Consider the following 15815-nt stretch of genomic DNA (forward strand, 5'->3'; position numbering starts at 1 on the left):
GCACCACACCGGCCAACCGTCCCGCGCAACACCCCCGTGAAGGGCCTACCCCCCGTTTCCTTCCGCCCCCCGCGAAGGGGACTCGTCCCGCGCAACACCCCCGTGAAGGGCCTACCCCCCGTTTCCTTCCGCCCCCCGCGAAGGGGCCGGTTCTGGGGAGGCGAGGTCCGCGTCGACCTCGCGCCAGAAGCCGGCGCGAATGGCGTAGCGGTCCCGCTCGTCGATCTGATCGTCCTTGTGCGCGAGCAACCCGAACCGCGCGGCGTACCGCAACAACTCCCCGTCGATCCGGTGCGGAATCCGCGGATACTCCCGCGACAGCGTTTCCAGGTGCACCCCCGCCGCCAACCGGTCGATCCACCGCCGTGCGAAGACCTGCCCGACCTCGAAGGGGTCACCGCTCACCGCGGTGATGTCCTCCTCGCGGTCGGCCCACCGCTGCTCCGCCGTCGTCAACTGCGCCAGCATCGGCAGGGCCGCGATCTCCGGCGGCTCACCGGGCGCACCCCGCTCGACCCACCCCTTGTCGGATGACCACCGCAGCGTCGCGCTGGGCGGCGGCGCGCTGGCCGGTCCGGGCGTGGGCCGCCCGAGGCCCGCGAGGTCCTTGGGGGTGGGGACGCCGCTGTTGCGGCCCGCCGCCTCCTCCGGCGCCGCACCAGCGGCGTCGCCGCCCTCCCCCTCCGCGGCGGAGGGACGCGCGTGGTCCGTGCCGTCGACGCCACCCGGCCGCTCCCCCGCCTCCGCGCCGGGCTCCTTCGCGGAGCCCCCCGCGGGCGGGCCGCCGTTCTTCGCGGACTCGGGCAGCGGCGCCGAGAGGATCGCCGCGATCTCGGGCCGGGGCACGGGCTGGGGCGCGCAGACGCCGGTGAGGTCCTTCGCGCGGACCGCCTCGGTGATCCAGCTACGGTCCAGCACGCGGCGCTCGTCGGCCTCGGCGACGAGGTCCTCGGACTGGTTGTAGTCGCCGTCGGCGGCCTGGACGGCCCACAGGTGCACGGCGACCCCGTGTTCCTTGGCCGACATCAGACCGGGCAGCAGATCGCCGTCGCCCGTGACGAGGACGATGTCGGCGCAGGCGCGGTTACGGGCCAGTTCGGTGAGTTCGGCGTGCATGGCGGCATCGACGCCCTTCTGCGCCCACCGCCCGTCGCTCCGCGTCAGCGCTCCCAGCCGTACCGTCACCCGGGGCATCACGCGCAGCCTGCGGTGTTCGGGCTGGGGGACGCGGTCGGGGGCACCGTCGAACCAGTAGATCCGCAGGAGATCACACTGCGTGTCCGCTTCGGCGCGCTCGCGCAGGCCACGGATCAGGGCGGCGTGATCGACGCTGATCCGGGAACGTGTGGGTTCCCCGGCCAGCAGGCTCGCGGCGGCGCCCAACAGGTACCCGGCGTCCACCAGAACGACGCAGCGGTCCACGTTCCACCCACTCTCGGTATGCGAGCACAGCCGAGGCTGCGTTTCTTCGAGTCTGCCCGACCGTACAGGGCCCTATCAGCCCGAACTCGATCATCGGCGTGGCGGGTACGGCGCGATCGGGATCGTTAACCGGAAGAGTCGCCTCACTCAGAGTATTTGCTCGAAATGCACCTTTCCTATGCCCATGCGAGGCTGATCCCGGCCCATCGTTCTGAGATCACCAGGAGGCGATCATGGGCAAGAACAAGAACCGGAACCGCCAGCAGCAGCGCGAGGACGAGTCCCGCAGCGCGGCGGAGCAGGTGCACGAGGGCATGAAGCGCTCGACGGGCGGCGACTCCCGCGCGCAGAGCGGTACCACCGACGCGCCCCGCAAGCACCAGCGCCGGTTCGGACACAACTGATCTTCTCCGCGGCCGTCGTCGCGGAAGCACACGGTCGCGGGCGCCGCGCGAAGAGGGCGCCCCCCGTTTCCGGGGAGCGCCCTCTCGGCCTGCGAAAGGCTCCGGGCCCTGACGGGCTCAGGCGGCGAGCGGCCTCGCGTGGTTGAGGTCCCACGCTTCCCGCACGCAGCGCAGCCGTGTCTCGAAGTCCAGCTCGGGGAAGTAGTCCCCGAGCGCCTTCACCGCGTCGTGCGTCGAAGTGTGCACATCACGCAGCAGGAAAACGGCCTTGTCTATCGCCTGGGCATCCACGGTGGGACCACCTCCGGACCAAAGTGCTTCACGTTCGAAACGTGCTATGGCCACGGTAGGACGCGCTTGTGCTCGATTCGGACAAACGATCCTCTACGGCCCGCAAAGATCCGTAAAGCTCCTTAAAGCCCGGCCGACGGCCCGCTCGGCCTGGTCAGCGCGGCCAGCGCGGTCAGCTCGCCAGGCAGGACGGGCCGAGCAGCTCCTTGAGGTCGCCGAAGAGCGCCGGATCCGCCGTGACCCGGTGCCGGTCGAGGCGCAGCACCGTGGTCTTGCGGGAGCCCTGGAGCCTGACGCGCACCTCGCTGGAGCCGCGATGGTGGGTGAGCACTTCGCCGAGCTTCTCCACCAGCGGCGGGGTGATCTTCACGGTGGGGATGGTGATGGTCACCGGCGCGTTGGCCGACGCCTCGCTCAGGTCCGGGATCATCAGCTCCATCGCGACCAGCCGCGGCACGTCCTCGCGCTTGTCCAGCCGCCCCTTGACGAAGACGACCGCGTCCTCGACGAGCTGGGTGGAGACGAGCTGATACGTGGCGGGGAAGAACATGCAGTCGATGGAGCCCGCCAGGTCCTCCACGGTGGCGATGGCCCACGCGTTGCCCTGCTTGGTCATCTTGCGCTGGAGGCCCGAGATGATGCCGCCGATGGTGGTGATCGAGCCGTCCGAGTAATCACCGCCGGTCAACTGGGCGATGGCGGCGTCCGCCTTCTCGTTGAGGACGTGCTCCAGGCCGAAGAGGGGGTGGTCCGAGACGTAGAGGCCGAGCATCTCGCGCTCCTGGGCCAGCAGATACGTCTTCTCCCACTCCTCCTCGGAGAACTCGACGTCCAGGCCGAAGCCGGGCGAGTCGTCGCCGTCGTCCGAGCCGAGGTCCCCGAAGAGGTCGAACTGGCCCTCGGCCTCCTTGCGCTTGACCTGCACCACGTTGTCGATCATGGGCTCGAACTGGGCCGTCAGGCCCTTGCGGGTGTGGCCCAGCTCGTCGAAGGCGCCCGCCTTGATCAGCGATTCGACGGTGCGCTTGTTGCAGACGACGGCCTCGACCTTGTCGAGGAAGTCCGGGAAGGAGACGTACTTCCCCTTGGCCTTGCGGCACTTGACGATCGAGTCCACGACGTTCTGGCCGACGTTACGGACGGCGGTCAGGCCGAAGACGATGGTGGTGTCGTCACTGGAGGTGAAGTTGGCCTCGGACTCGTTCACGTTCGGCGGCAGGACCTTGATGCCCATCTTGCGGCACTCGTTGAGATAGACCGCCGACTTGTCCTTGTCGTCGCGGACCGAGGTGAGCAGCGCCGACATGTACTCCGCGGGATAGTTCGCCTTGAGGTAGGCGGTCCAGTAGGTGACCAGGCCGTACGCGGAGGAGTGTGCCTTGTTGAACGCGTAACCGGCGAAGGGCACCAGCACGTCCCACACGGCCTGGATGGCCTCGTCGGAGTAGCCGTTGTCGCGCATGCCCTTCTGGAAGTTCACGAACTCCTTGTCGAGAACTTCCTTCTTCTTCTTGCCCATGGCCCGGCGCAGCAGGTCGGCCTGGCCGAGCGAATACCCGGCGAGCACCTGGGCGGCCTTCTGCACCTGCTCCTGGTAGACGATCAGGCCGTGGGTGATGTCGAGGACGTCCTTGAGGGGCTCCTCCAGCTCCGGGTGGATCGGAGTGATCTCCTGCTGGCCGTTCTTGCGCAGGGCGTAGTTGATGTGCGAGTTCATGCCCATCGGGCCCGGGCGGTACAGGGCCGAGACGGCGGAGATGTCCTCGAAGTGGTCGGGCTTCATCATGCGCAGCAGGGAGCGCATGGGGCCGCCGTCGAACTGGAAGACGCCGAGGGTGTCACCGCGGCAGAGCAGCTCGAAGGTCTTGGGGTCGTCCAGCGGGAGGTCGAGGAGCTTGAGATCGACCTGCTTGTTCTTGCGGATCATCTTGACCGCGTCGTCCATGATCGTCAGGTTCCGCAGGCCCAGGAAGTCCATCTTGAGCAGGCCCAGGGACTCGCAGCTCGGGTAGTCCCACTGCGTGACGACGGTGCCGTCGTTCTTCGGGGAGAAGATCGGCGCGTGATCGATGACCGGTTCGCTGGACATGATCACGCCTGCCGCGTGCATGCCCATCTGACGGACCAGGCCCTCGATGCCCATGGCGGAGTCGATGACCTTCTTGACGTCCGGCTCGTTCTCGTACATCGCCCGGACCTCGCCCGCCTCGCTGTAGCGCGGGTGGTTCTTGTCGGTGATGCCGGAGAGCGGGATGCCCTTGCCCAGGACGTCGGCGGGCATGGCCTTGGTGATGCGGTCGCCCATCGCGTACGGGTAGCCCAGCACGCGGGAGGCGTCCTTGATGGCGGCCTTGGCCTTAATGGTGCCGTAGGTGCCGATCATGGCGACCTTGTCGGCGCCGTACTTCTCCGTGACGTAGCGGATCACGTCACCGCGCCTGCGCTCGTCGAAGTCGATGTCGACATCCGGCATGGTGATGCGCTCGGGGTTGAGGAACCGCTCGAAGATCAGACCGTGGGTGACGGGATCGAGGTCGGTGATGCCCATGGCGTACGAGACGATCGAGCCCGCCGCCGAGCCGCGCCCCGGGCCGACCGCGATGCCGTTGTCCTTGGCCCACATGATGAAGTCGGCGACCACGAGGAAGTACCCCGGGAAGCCCATGTCGATGATGACCTTCATCTCGTACTCCGCCAGTTCCTGGCGGTCCTGGGGCACACCCCCCGGATAGCGGCGGGCCATGCCGCGCTTGACCTCTTCCTTGAACCAGGACACCTCGTCGAAGCCCTCGGGGACGTCGAACTTCGGCATCAGGTTCTTCGGCTCGAACATGCCGGAGGTGTCGACCCGCTCGGCGATGAGGAGCTGCGTGTTGCGGCAGCCCTCCTGCCAGACGTCCGAGGAGTCGATGGAGTACATCTCCTCGGCCGTCTTCAGGTAGTAGCCCGCGCCGTCGAAGCTGAAGCGGTTGGGGTCCGAGAGGTTGCTGCCGGTCTGGATGCACAGCAGGGTGTCGTGGGCCGCGGATTCGCGCTCGTAGGTGTAGTGCGAGTCGTTCGTGACGACGAACGGCGCGTTGATCTTCTTGGCGATCCGCTCCAGGCCGTCCCGCGCGCGCTTGTCGATGTCGATGCCGTGGTCCATCAGCTCGACGAAGAAGTTCTCCCTGCCGAAGATGTCCTGGTACTCGCCGGCGGCCTGGAGCGCCTCGTCGAACTGGTCCAGACGGATCTTGGTGCTCACCTCGCCCGAGGGGCAGCCCGTGGTGGCCATCAGCCCGTCCGCGTACTCCGCGAGCAGCTCGCGGTCCATGCGCGGCTTGCGGAAGAAGCCCTCCAGGCTGGCCCGGGACTGGGCGCGGAAGAGGTTGTGCAGCCCGGTGGAGTTGCGGGCCCACATCGTCATGTGCGTGTACGCGCCGTTACCGGACACGTCGTCGCGCTTCTGGTGGGGCGTGCCCCACTTGACCGGGCGGGTGTTCCTGCGGTGGTCGGGGGCGAGATACGCCTCGATGCCGATGACCGGGGTGATGCCCGCGTCCTTCGCGGAGTGGAAGAAGTCGTACGCCCCGTGGAGGTTGCCGTGGTCGGTCATCGCGATGTGCGACATGCCCATTTCATTACAGGCGTTGAACATGTCCTTCAACCGCGCGGCGCCGTCCAGCAGCGAATACTGAGTGTGCACGTGCAGATGCGTGAACGGCTGCTGTGTCACGGCGAAGGACACCTCCGGCTAGGGGGACTTCTGGGGCGGTTCGAGAGTCTACGACCCACCACTGACACGCGTGGCCCTGACGCCCCTGTCGGCCCGCCACGCCCTGGCGCCTGCCGCCCGGGCACTACCCCGGCGGCCCGGACGTTGGGAGGTGGGGGAAGATCGGCCGGGGCGACAGCCCCGCCCGCGTACGCGGGGCGCGTCCCGCGCGGATGCGGACGATGTGGACACGGAAGACAGACCGGAACCCAGAGAGGCACCCCATGGCAACGCAGCAGGCCGTCTCGGCCGAAGCCCGCGGCGAGCGGATTCTTGAGGTCTTCGGCAGCGCCTTCGGCGAGCTGCTCGCGGCGGACCCCGCCGCCTTCCAGGTCAAGTTCCGCAAGATGGCCGCCTCGGCCTTCGCCTTCTACCGCGGCACGGCCTGCCTCTTCTACTCCGATCTCGACGAGGAGAAGCACGGCGGCCCCTTCCTGGACGAGCGCACCAGCCGCGTCTGGATCCACGGCGATCTCCACGCCGAGAACTTCGGCACCTACATGGACGCCAACGGCCGCCTGATCTTCAACGTCAACGACTTCGACGAGGCGTACGTCGGCCCCTTCACCTGGGACCTCAAGCGGTTCGCCGCCTCCGTCGCGCTGCTGGGCTACACCAAGGCACTCAGTGACGAGCAGATCACGGACCTGGTCCGCACGTACGCCGTGGCGTACCGCGAGCGCATCCGCTCGCTGGCCACCGGCACCAAGGAGGACGACGCGCCGTCCCTCAGCCTGGACACCGCCGAGGGCCCGGTGCTGGAGGCGCTGCGCGCCGCGCGCGCGAACACGCGGTTCGGGCTGCTGGACAGCATGACCGAGATCCGCGACTGGGAGCGCCGCTTCACCCCGGGCGGCGGCGCGATCGAGCTGGACTCCGCGACGCGCTACAAGGTGCTGGACGCCTTCGACGGCTATCTGGACACCCTCCCCGTGGCCACCCACTTCCGGCCCGACGCGTACCGCGTCAAGGACGTCGTCGGACGCCGCGGCATCGGCATAGGGAGCGCGGGCCTGCCCTCGTACAACATCCTGCTGGAGGGCCACAGCGACGCCCTGGAGAACGATCTCGTCATCTACATGAAGCAGGCGCAGACCCCCGCCGTCTCCCGGCACATCACGGACCCGGAGATCCGCGACTACTTCCTCCACGAGGGCCACCGCACCGTCATCTCGCAGCGCGCCCTCCAGGCGCACGCCGACCCGTGGCTGGGCTGGACGGAGCTGAGCGGGACGGGGCAGCTCGTCGCCGAGGTCTCGCCGTACGCGCTGGACCTGGACTGGTCCGATCTGGACGCGCCCGAGGAGATCGCGCGGGTCGTCGCCGATCTGGGCCGCGCCACCGCCACGATGCACGCCGCGGCCGACGACGAGAGCGGGCACTCCCTGGTCCCCTTCTCCACGGAGCGCGCCATCGACGCGGCCATCGCCGCCGACGAGGAGGGCTTCCCCGGCATGCTGGTCGATTTCGCGCACGACTACGGCTACCGCACCCGCCGCGACCACCAGATCTTCGTGGACCTCTTCCGCAACGGCCGGATACCCGGCCTCTGAGCACCGGGGCGGCGGGGAGCACCGGGGCGACGAAAAGGAGCCCCCCTTTAGGGGCCCCTTACCCGCTCCCGTGGCAGACTTCTGCGGCGATGACGAGGCCGTCGACAAGGCCGTTGATGAGGGCATGAAGCAGGACTGACGAGCAGGCGGATGAGCAGGGCGACGGACATGAACGCGACAGGGATAAGGACCGCGCGCGCCGCGGTCTTCACCGCCCTGTGCGTCACCCTGTCCGCCGGGGCCCATGTGCTGCTCTCCGGGGCTCCCGTGCCGCTCGTGCCGCTGCTCGTCATCAGCGGTGCGGTCTTCCTGCTCGCCTTCGCGTGCGCGGAGCGCGAGCGGGGCTACGGCCGGATCGCCACCCTCCTGATTCCGCTGGAGCTGTTCGCGGACACCGTCTTCACCACAGGCCAGCATGCCTGTTACGGCCGGGCAGGAGGCCCCGTCGCCGGGCCGCTGCGGTCGCTGGGCGTGGACCTGCTGTGCGGGGGCGGAAGCCTCGGCACCCCGCTCGCCCGCATGACGGCCCGTGGTCACGAGGCCACCCCCGCCGCGCTGGCCACCGATCCGGCCGTGCCGTGGCTGCTGCTCGCGGCGCACGTCGGCGTCGGCCTCGTCGCCGCCGCCTGGCTGCGGCGCGGTGAGGCGGCGCTCGCGCGGCTGCTGCGCGCCGCCGCGGCCACCGCGTTCCGGCCGCTGCGCCTCGTCCGGGCCGTCTGCCGCTGCCGCGTACCGGCCGAGACCGGCCGTACGCCCCGCGCGCTGCCCGCTCCCGGGCCGCGCGCGCTGCCGCTGCTCGTCCACTCCGTACACCGCAGGGGCCCGCCGGTCCCGTGCGCGCTCGCGGCCTGAACCCCCGCACCGCACGGACCCGCCCCGGACCGCATCACCGGACCGCACAGGTCCCGCAGCGGTCCCGCAGGAGGGGTTCTCCCGGCCGCCAAAGCGCGCACGCACCGGCACCCGTCCCCACCCACATACGCGTATCTACGGAGACCGACCCATGAGCAAGCGCAACAGCCAGGAAGCCAAGCGCGCCGCACGCGAGCGGCTGCGCATCGAGCGGGAGCGGCAGGCGAAGAAGGACAAGATCCGTCGGCAGGTGATCGTCGGCGTCTCCGTCGTCGGCGTCCTCGCGATAGCCACCGGCATAGGCTTCGCCGTCTCGAAGATGAACGAGCCCAGCGGCTGGGACGCCGCCAAGGACAAGAAGCTCGTCGCGCCCGCGAACGCCTCCAGCACCAACAGCACCTCGGTCACCCTCGGCGGCGAGAAGGCCAAGAAGACCATCGACGTCTACGAGGACCTGCGCTGCCCGGCCTGCGCCCAGTTCGAGCAGGGCGCGGGCGAGGCCCTCAAGAAGGGCGCCGACGACGGCAAGTACAAGCTGCGCGTCCACCTGGGCGACCTCATCGACGGCAACATGGGCGGCGAGGGCTCCAAGTCGGCCATCAGCGCGCTCGGTGCCTCGCTGAACGTCAGCAAGGAAGCCTTCGCCGACTACCACGCCAAGCTCTACTCCACGAAGTGGCACCCCGAGGAGACCAGCGACAAGTTCGCCGACAGCTCCTACCTGCTCAAGGTCGCGGACACCGTTCCCGAGCTGAAGAAGAGCAAGACCTTCAAGAAGGACGTGGAGGACGGCACCTACGACAAGTGGGCGCTGAACATGGTCGCGGGCTTCAACAAGGCCGAGGTCCAGGGCACGCCCACCATCCGCATCGACGGCAAGGAAGTGGAGCAGGAGCAGCTCCCGGCCGAGCTGAAGAAGCTGGGCGTCGATCTGGAGGGCTGACGCCTCCGGGGCGCCGGGGCGGGCCACCACCGCCCCGGCGCCCCCCGGCATCCCGGGACGATCCGTCCCGGAGGCCGCTTCGGGGCCCGGAGCAGGACCCGGAGCAGGACCCGCTCCGGGGCCCGCCCCGCAGCCCCCGCGGCTTCCCCCGTGAGCCCCGCCGGAGAAGCCGCGGTCACGACGAGGCGACGGGCCGACGAACTCCTCGCACGGCTCTGCCCGTTGCCGCTCCCCGCCCGTACCATCCGGCTGTGACCCACACCCACGCCACCTCCGGCACTCCGGAGGCCCACAGACACGCGCCCGTGCACGCCCCCGGCCACCCCGGCGGCCACCCCGGGCGCCGCACGGTCATCGCGGCCACCGCCACCGCCGCCTCCGCGGCCCTGCTGCCCCTCGCGGGCGGCCTGCCCCGCGCGCACGCCGCGCAGGCCCCCGTCTTCGCCCACGGGGTCGCCTCCGGCGATCCCCTCCCCGACGGCGTCCTGCTGTGGACCCGCGTCACACCGGCCCCGGACGCCGTGCCCGGCTCCGGCAAGGGAGCACCCGTCGAGACCCGCTGGGAGGTCGCGGAGGACGCGGACTTCCGCACCGTCGTGGCGAGCGGCACGGTCACCGCCGAGGCCGCGGCCGACCACACCGTGAAGGCCGACGTGCGCGGGCTGCGCCCGGCCACCCCGTACTACTTCCGCTTCACCGCCGACGGCGCCCACTCCCCCACGGGCCGCACCCGCACAGCGCCGGCCGAGGACGCGAGCGCGGACCGGCTGCGCTTCGGCGTCGCCTCCTGTTCGAACTACGAGGGCGGCTGGTTTTCCGCGTACCGCCACCTCGCCGCGCGCTCCGACCTGGACGCCGTGCTCCACCTCGGCGACTACATCTACGAGTACGGGCACGCCGAGTACCCGATGGAGGGCGACGTCGTCCGCACCGTCGAGCCGGGCCACGAGATCGTCTCCCTCGCCGACTACCGCGTACGCCACGGCCACTACCGCACGGACCCCGACCTCCAGGCCCTGCACGCCGCGCACCCCGTGATCGCCATGTGGGACGACCACGAGTTCGCCAACGACGCCTGGTCGGGCGGCGCCGAGAACCACACCCCCGGCGAAGGGGGCGAGGGCGACTGGGCGGCGCGCGTAAGGGCCGCGAAGCAGGCGTACTTCGAGTGGCTGCCCGTGCGCCCCTCCACCCAGGGCACCACCTACCGCAGGCTGCGCTTCGGCAAGCTGGCCGATCTGCACCTGCTGGACCTGCGCTCCTTCCGCGACAAGCAGTCCTCCATAGGCAACGGCGGCGAGATCGACGACCCGGACCGCACCCTCACCGGGCGCGCCCAGCTCGACTGGCTCAAGGCCGGGCTCAGCGCCTCCGAGGCGAAGTGGCGGATGGTCGGCACCTCGGTGATGATCTCGCCGGTCGCCTTCGGCTCCGTGCCCGCGCACCTGCTGGGCCCGCTCGCCGAGCTGCTGGGCATCCCCAAGGAGGGCCTGGCCGTCAACGTCGACCAGTGGGACGGCTACACGGACGACCGCCGCGAACTGCTGACCCACCTGCGGGACAACCGCATCGGCAACACCGTCTTCCTCACCGGCGACATCCACATGGCCTGGGCCAACGACGTGCCCGTGAAGGCGGCCACCTATCCGTGGGACGAGCCGGTGGCGACGGAGTTCGTCGTCACGTCCGTCACCTCGGACAACCTCGACGACATCCTGCGCGTCGCCCCCGACACCGTCTCCACCGTCGCCGAGACCGCCGTGCGGGCAGCCAACCGCCATGTGAAGTGGGTGGACATGGACTCCCACGGCTACGGCGTCCTCGATCTGACGGCCGAGCGCGCGCAGATGGACTACGTCGTGCTCTCGGACAAGACCGACCCGAACGCCACCGCAGAGGTGCGTCGTTCCTACCGCTCCCTTTCGGGCACACAGCGGGTCGAGCGGGCGGAGCAGCCCGTACGCTGACCCCCATGGCTGGGGGAGCTGACCGTGCCGGGGGATCACGACGACGGACCGTCGACGGCCGGTTCGAGCTGCGGGAGCGGCTCGGCAGCGGGGGCATGGGCACCGTGTGGCGGGCGCGGGACCTCGCGCTGGAGCGCGAAGTCGCCCTGAAAGAAGTACGGCCCGTGGACCCGGCGTTGACGCCCGAGGGCTCGGAAGCCTCGCGCATGCTGCGCGCACGCGTGCTGCGCGAGGCCCGCGCCCTGGCCAGGCTCAGCGATCCGCACGTGGTCACCATCCACCACATCGTCGACGAGGGCCCGTACCCGTGGCTGGTCATGGAGCTGCTGCCGGGCGACACGCTCCAGGACAGGCTCACCGCGGCCGGACCGCTGCCGCCGCACGACGCCGCCCGTATCGGCGGCGAGGTGCTGGCCGCGCTGCGTACGGCGCACGCGGCCGGTATCCAGCACCGCGACGTGAAACCGGCCAATGTGATGCTGCGGGCCGACGGCTCCGCCGTCCTCACCGACTTCGGCATCGCCGCGCTCCACGGCTCGACGACGCTGACGGCGACGGGCGAGTTCCTGGGCTCCCCCGAGTTCATCGCGCCCGAGCGGATCCGCGGCGTGGACGAGGACCCGGCGAGCGATCTGTGGTCACTGGGCATGACGCTCTACGTGTGTACCGAGGGCCACAGCCCCCTGCGGCGCCCCACGAGCCTGGCGACGCTGGCCGCCGTACTCGACGAGCCGATCCCCGCGCCCGTGCGCAGCGGCGGGCTGGCCCCCGTGCTGGAAGCGTTGCTGGTGCGGGACGTGGCGGCGCGGCCCGACGAGGAGCGGCTGGCGCGGATGCTCGCGGCCGTCGAGGAGGGGCGGAGCGCGGCCCCGTATCCGCCGCCGCCGACAGCGCCCGTGGCGGCGGGCCCGGTGGCCGGGCCCGGAGCGGCGGCGCAGGGCGCCTTCGGGCCTCCGCCCGGGACGACGCTGCCGTCCGACGGCGCGGGCGGCGTAAGAGAGGGGCGCCGGGGCCGTGGGGCGATGATCGCCGCCGCTGCCGTCGCGGCGGCCGCGGTCATCGCCGGGGTGACCTACGGGCTGGCCCGGTCCTCAGGGCAGGACGAGGGCAAGGGCGGCGGGACCGTGCGGCCCGCGACCCCCGCGTCCAGCGCCTCCCCCGGAGAGTCCGGCGGGTCCGCGCGGGCGAAGGACTCCGGGGCCCCCGGCGAGCCGGGTCCAGGACCCGCCTCGCCGACCGCCTCCGTCAGCCCTCCGCCCACCAGCGCGCCCCAGGTGCCCGACGCGACGACGGGCGAGGCGGGCAGGCCGGACAAGCCGGAGAAAGCAGGGCCAGGCGACTCCTGGGTGGCCCAGCTCGCCTCGGTACCGAAGTCGGACGGCACGTCGGCGCGGGCGAGGCAGCAGGCCGAGCTGGCGCGGAAGGTGGACGGTGTGCGCTGGCTGGACAGCGACGACTACGCGTCGCTGCGCTCCGGCTACTGGTTCTTCTACCGCGCGGGCCCCGACCCCACGAAGGCCGGGGGCTTCGCCAGCGGCCACGCCGCCGCCGACTGGTGCAAGGCCCAGGGCCTCACCTCGTCCGGCCAGTGCCTGGGGCGCTATCTGAGCGACGAGCGCGCCGACCGCGGCTACCTCTGCGCACCCGACAAGAGCGAGGGCACGGGCCGCTGTACCAGGCCGTAGCCCCCGGCCCGCGACGCCACGACCGGATCACGCGACCAGATCGGATGACTCCGCGTGCGCGCCCGTGACTTTTGGGCCGTTCGGGTGGATACGCATGTCGACGCAGTATCCGACAATCGGGCGGGCGAGGAAACGACATGATGATCAAGCTGACCGTGGTCGCCGCGACGGTACTGCCGCTCGCCGTACTGGCGAGCGGCACCGCACACGCCGACGAGACGCACACCGACTCGCACAACGGGCCGCACATCGCCCTCATCTCGACGGGCCAGATCGACGACCCCATGGAGGACGTGCTGGAGCACGCCGCCGTGTTCGGCGAGACCTACGTCTTCGACTGAGCGGCCCCGGACGCCCCGAGCGGCCCGCGGACACCCGCGGGCCGGTACGGACGAGGCCCGTACGGCCAGTGGCTGACGGGGAGGATCAGAGCGTGTCGAGGAAGCCCAGCGCCGTGCGCCAGGCCCGCTCGGCCGCCTCCTCGTCGTAGTCGTCGAGCGCCGCGTCCGTGAACAGGTGGCCGGCGCCCGCGTACGGGAAGACCTCCACATCGGCACCGGCCCTGCGCATCCGCAGGTACCAGGCGTTCAGCCAGTCGTGCGGCTCGAACGGGTCCGGATCGGCCACGTGCAGTTGGACGGGCAGCTCGTCCACGGCCGCGTCCTCGGCGATGTCCGAGGTGCCGTGGAAGAGGAGCAGCCCCCTCGCCTTCGCGTCGGCGAGCGCCAGGTTCTGCGCGACGGAGCCGCCCAGCGAGAAGCCCGCGTAGACGAGCCCGCGGTCCGAGAGCGGACCGGTCGCGGTGACGGCCCGCATCAGCAGCTCGTCCCGGCCGATCTCGTCCTTCAACGCCATCCCCTCCTCCACGGTGTCCGCCGTGCGGCCCTTGAAGAGGTCGGGGGTGTGCACTTCGTGCCCGGCGTCGCGCAGGCGGTCGGCCGCACTGTGGACGGCGGGCCGCAGCCCGTACACGGAGTGGAACAGAACGACGGTGGCCAAGGTGTCACATCCCTCACATTTACCTGCCGTGGCCCTGGCCCAGGGCACGATCCCGCCCATGGTGACAGGTACCGTCGGGGGTGGCCTTCTACCCCCGAGGAGTCATTCCGCCATGGAGAACGTGCTACGACCGCTCATCGTGTTCGGCGGTGCGATCGTGCTGGCGTTCGTCGTCGCCTGGGCCGTGGACCGGCTGCTGCTGCGGATCGACACCCGCCACCCGGAAACCCCCATGTGGGGGCTGCTGCGACGTGGCCGGGTACCACTTCAGGCCGTCATCTTCGTCGCCCTGCTGAACGGATTCTTCGACCACGCCGAGATCGCCCGCGACAGCGAGGAGACCATCGAGCTGTGGCTGCGGATCATATTGATCGGCGCCACGGCGTGGCTCGTGCTGCGCGTGGTCGCCGCCGTGGTCGAGACGACCACCGTCCGCTACTCGGGCATCACCTCCGACGCGGCACGCGCCCGCCGCGTCAAGACCCAGCTCACGCTGATCCAGCGCCTGGTGACCACGGTGGTCGTGGTCATCGCCGTGGCCTCCATCCTGCTCCAGTTCCCGGCGATGAAGACCTTCGGCACCTCGATGCTGGCCTCGGCCGGTGTGCTGGGCATCGTCGCCGGTATCGCGGCGCAGTCGACGCTGGGCAACCTCTTCGCCGGTCTCTCCATCGCCTTCGGCGACATGGTGCGGATCGGGGACGAGGTCGTGGTCGACGGCGAGATGGGCACGGTGGACGAGATCACCGTCTCGTACCTCGTGGTACGCACCTGGGACGAGCGCCGCATCACCATGCCGGTGTCGTACTTCACCAGCAAGCCCTTCGAGAACTGGTCCCGCGGCGGTCCCCAGATGACCGGCACGGTCCTCCTCCAGGTCGACCACTCCGCGCCCGTCACGGAGATCCGCGCCAAGGCGGAGGAGATCATTCGCGCGAACGACTTCTGGGACGGCCGTAGCTGGAGCCTCGTCGTGACGGACTCGACGCACACGACGATGGAACTGCGGGTCGCGATGACCGCGCGGACGTCGGACGATCTGTGGACGTTGCGGTGCGATGTGCGGGAGCAGTTGCTGGGCTGGCTCCAGGAAAAGCACCCGTCCGCGCTCCCGGGCATCCGCCTCTCCTCCGCCACGGGTGCGCCCTTCTCCCTCCCGGAGCCGTCCCCGAACCACGAGTCCGACCGCGCGGGCAAGTCCCTCTGACGCCGCTCCCTTCGCGGGGTGCGGAAGGGAACGTGGGTTGCCCCCGTTCGTCGGGGGTGTTGCGCGGGACGGTTCGCCGGTGTGGTGGGCGCCGTAGGGTCCCGCGCTGATTTTTGCGCCGCGTCACGGGGGCGCTGCGCGTGTGGCTTGGCGCCGTGTTCGGCTGCCTGGCCGGTGGCTTCGGCGCGGCGTGTGGTTGCGGTGCGGTGCGGCTGGCGCCGCGTGATTCTGGGTTTCCGTTGGGGTTATGGGCGCGTGGGTGCGGGGTGTCCGGTGCCGGGGTGGGGTGTCTCCTCGGCGTGAAGGTCTCGTTTACGGCTTTCCGCCGGTGACTTTCTCGACCTGCGGGGACACCCCACCCCGTCCCCGTCCCGCCGGTGGCCCACCTCCACTCCGGGTCGGCTGACGCCCATCCCCCTTTCGCGGGGTGCGACTCCTCGCCGTGCGGCGGCACGAAAACCAGCGCGGGACCCTACGGTTCCCGCTTCACGGGCCGACCGTCCCGCGCAACTCCCCCTGTGCAGGGGTGCGCCTCGCCGATTGCCCCATTGGGGTTTCGTTGGCGTGCTGCGGGCCGGTGGTGGGGTTGTGCCCACCCTCCCCCAGCTACCGCTGGGAGGTGCCCCCTCGCCATGCGGAACGCCTGCCCACAACAAGGGTGGTGAGCCGTCGCCGTCAGCTACCCCGACAGGGGCGGAGCCCCTCCGGTACAGCACCGGTCCACAGCATGGGAACAAG

Annotated in this window: 12 protein-coding genes; 8 read left to right on the forward strand and 4 right to left on the reverse strand. The window is 70.6% G+C overall.

What is annotated here, in order from left to right:
• Window positions 1-111: 111 nt before the first annotated feature.
• On the reverse strand, window positions 112-1422 hold the full coding sequence (locus ACYVOO_RS38870; RefSeq protein ID WP_461020445.1) for an NYN domain-containing protein: 1311 nt from the start codon (window positions 1420-1422) through the stop codon (window positions 112-114).
• 233 nt (window positions 1423-1655) lie between these two features.
• Here ACYVOO_RS38870 and ACYVOO_RS38875 point away from each other — a divergent pair, with 233 nt between their 5' ends.
• Window positions 1656-1826: a hypothetical protein gene (locus tag ACYVOO_RS38875; protein ID WP_461020446.1), complete on the forward strand. Its 171-nt coding sequence runs from the start codon at window positions 1656-1658 to the stop codon at window positions 1824-1826.
• Between the two features lie 117 nt (window positions 1827-1943).
• On the opposite strand, the gene ACYVOO_RS38880 is transcribed toward ACYVOO_RS38875, so the two are convergent.
• Both ACYVOO_RS38880 and dnaE read right to left on the reverse strand, forming a co-directional pair.
• Window positions 1944-2117, reverse strand: coding sequence for a hypothetical protein (locus ACYVOO_RS38880; RefSeq protein WP_453351223.1), 174 nt, complete (start codon window positions 2115-2117; stop codon window positions 1944-1946).
• A gap of 172 nt (window positions 2118-2289) precedes the next feature.
• Window positions 2290-5832: a DNA polymerase III subunit alpha gene (gene dnaE, locus ACYVOO_RS38885; RefSeq protein WP_461020447.1), complete on the reverse strand. Its 3543-nt coding sequence runs from the start codon at window positions 5830-5832 to the stop codon at window positions 2290-2292.
• 263 nt (window positions 5833-6095) lie between these two features.
• Between dnaE and ACYVOO_RS38890 the strand changes: the two genes are divergently transcribed.
• The 6 genes from ACYVOO_RS38890 to ACYVOO_RS38915 all read left to right on the forward strand — a co-directional run bounded on the left by ACYVOO_RS38890 (window position 6096) and on the right by ACYVOO_RS38915 (window position 13212).
• Window positions 6096-7424, forward strand: a complete 1329-nt coding sequence (locus ACYVOO_RS38890; protein WP_461020448.1) for a DUF2252 domain-containing protein — start codon at window positions 6096-6098, stop codon at window positions 7422-7424.
• 150 nt (window positions 7425-7574) lie between these two features.
• Entirely contained in the window at window positions 7575-8276 is a 702-nt protein-coding gene (locus tag ACYVOO_RS38895) for a hypothetical protein (RefSeq protein WP_461020449.1), read from the forward strand.
• 151 nt (window positions 8277-8427) lie between these two features.
• Window positions 8428-9219 carry a thioredoxin domain-containing protein gene (locus tag ACYVOO_RS38900; RefSeq protein ID WP_461020450.1) on the forward strand — a complete coding sequence of 264 codons (792 nt, stop codon included), beginning with the start codon at window positions 8428-8430 and terminating at the stop codon, window positions 9217-9219.
• 305 nt (window positions 9220-9524) lie between these two features.
• On the forward strand, window positions 9525-11186 hold the full coding sequence (locus ACYVOO_RS38905; protein WP_461020520.1) for an alkaline phosphatase D family protein: 1662 nt from the start codon (window positions 9525-9527) through the stop codon (window positions 11184-11186).
• Window positions 11187-11191: 5 nt separating this feature from the next.
• Window positions 11192-12871 (forward strand): serine/threonine-protein kinase, encoded by a 1680-nt coding sequence (locus tag ACYVOO_RS38910; RefSeq protein WP_461020451.1) that lies wholly within the window; start codon window positions 11192-11194, stop codon window positions 12869-12871.
• Between the two features lie 137 nt (window positions 12872-13008).
• Window positions 13009-13212, forward strand: coding sequence for a hypothetical protein (locus tag ACYVOO_RS38915; RefSeq protein WP_461020452.1), 204 nt, complete (start codon window positions 13009-13011; stop codon window positions 13210-13212).
• An 85-nt stretch (window positions 13213-13297) separates the two neighbouring features.
• On the opposite strand, the gene ACYVOO_RS38920 is transcribed toward ACYVOO_RS38915, so the two are convergent.
• Window positions 13298-13870, reverse strand: coding sequence for a dienelactone hydrolase family protein (locus tag ACYVOO_RS38920; protein ID WP_461020453.1), 573 nt, complete (start codon window positions 13868-13870; stop codon window positions 13298-13300).
• Between the two features lie 112 nt (window positions 13871-13982).
• Here ACYVOO_RS38920 and ACYVOO_RS38925 point away from each other — a divergent pair, with 112 nt between their 5' ends.
• Window positions 13983-15077, forward strand: a complete 1095-nt coding sequence (locus ACYVOO_RS38925) for a mechanosensitive ion channel family protein (protein WP_461020454.1) — start codon at window positions 13983-13985, stop codon at window positions 15075-15077.
• Window positions 15078-15815 lie beyond the last annotated feature (738 nt).

This window comes from Streptomyces daliensis (genome assembly GCF_054782395.1).

Coding starts and splice junctions, on each gene's coding strand:
- ACYVOO_RS38895 (WP_461020449.1), top strand. CDS start 7,575: ATGAGCAGGGCGACGGACATGAACGCGACAGGGATAAGGACCGCGCGC.
- ACYVOO_RS38910 (WP_461020451.1), top strand. CDS start 11,192: ATGGCTGGGGGAGCTGACCGTGCCGGGGGATCACGACGACGGACCGTC.
- ACYVOO_RS38915 (WP_461020452.1), top strand. CDS start 13,009: ATGATGATCAAGCTGACCGTGGTCGCCGCGACGGTACTGCCGCTCGCC.
- ACYVOO_RS38900 (WP_461020450.1), top strand. CDS start 8,428: ATGAGCAAGCGCAACAGCCAGGAAGCCAAGCGCGCCGCACGCGAGCGG.
- ACYVOO_RS38875 (WP_461020446.1), top strand. CDS start 1,656: ATGGGCAAGAACAAGAACCGGAACCGCCAGCAGCAGCGCGAGGACGAG.
- ACYVOO_RS38925 (WP_461020454.1), top strand. CDS start 13,983: ATGGAGAACGTGCTACGACCGCTCATCGTGTTCGGCGGTGCGATCGTG.
- ACYVOO_RS38890 (WP_461020448.1), top strand. CDS start 6,096: ATGGCAACGCAGCAGGCCGTCTCGGCCGAAGCCCGCGGCGAGCGGATT.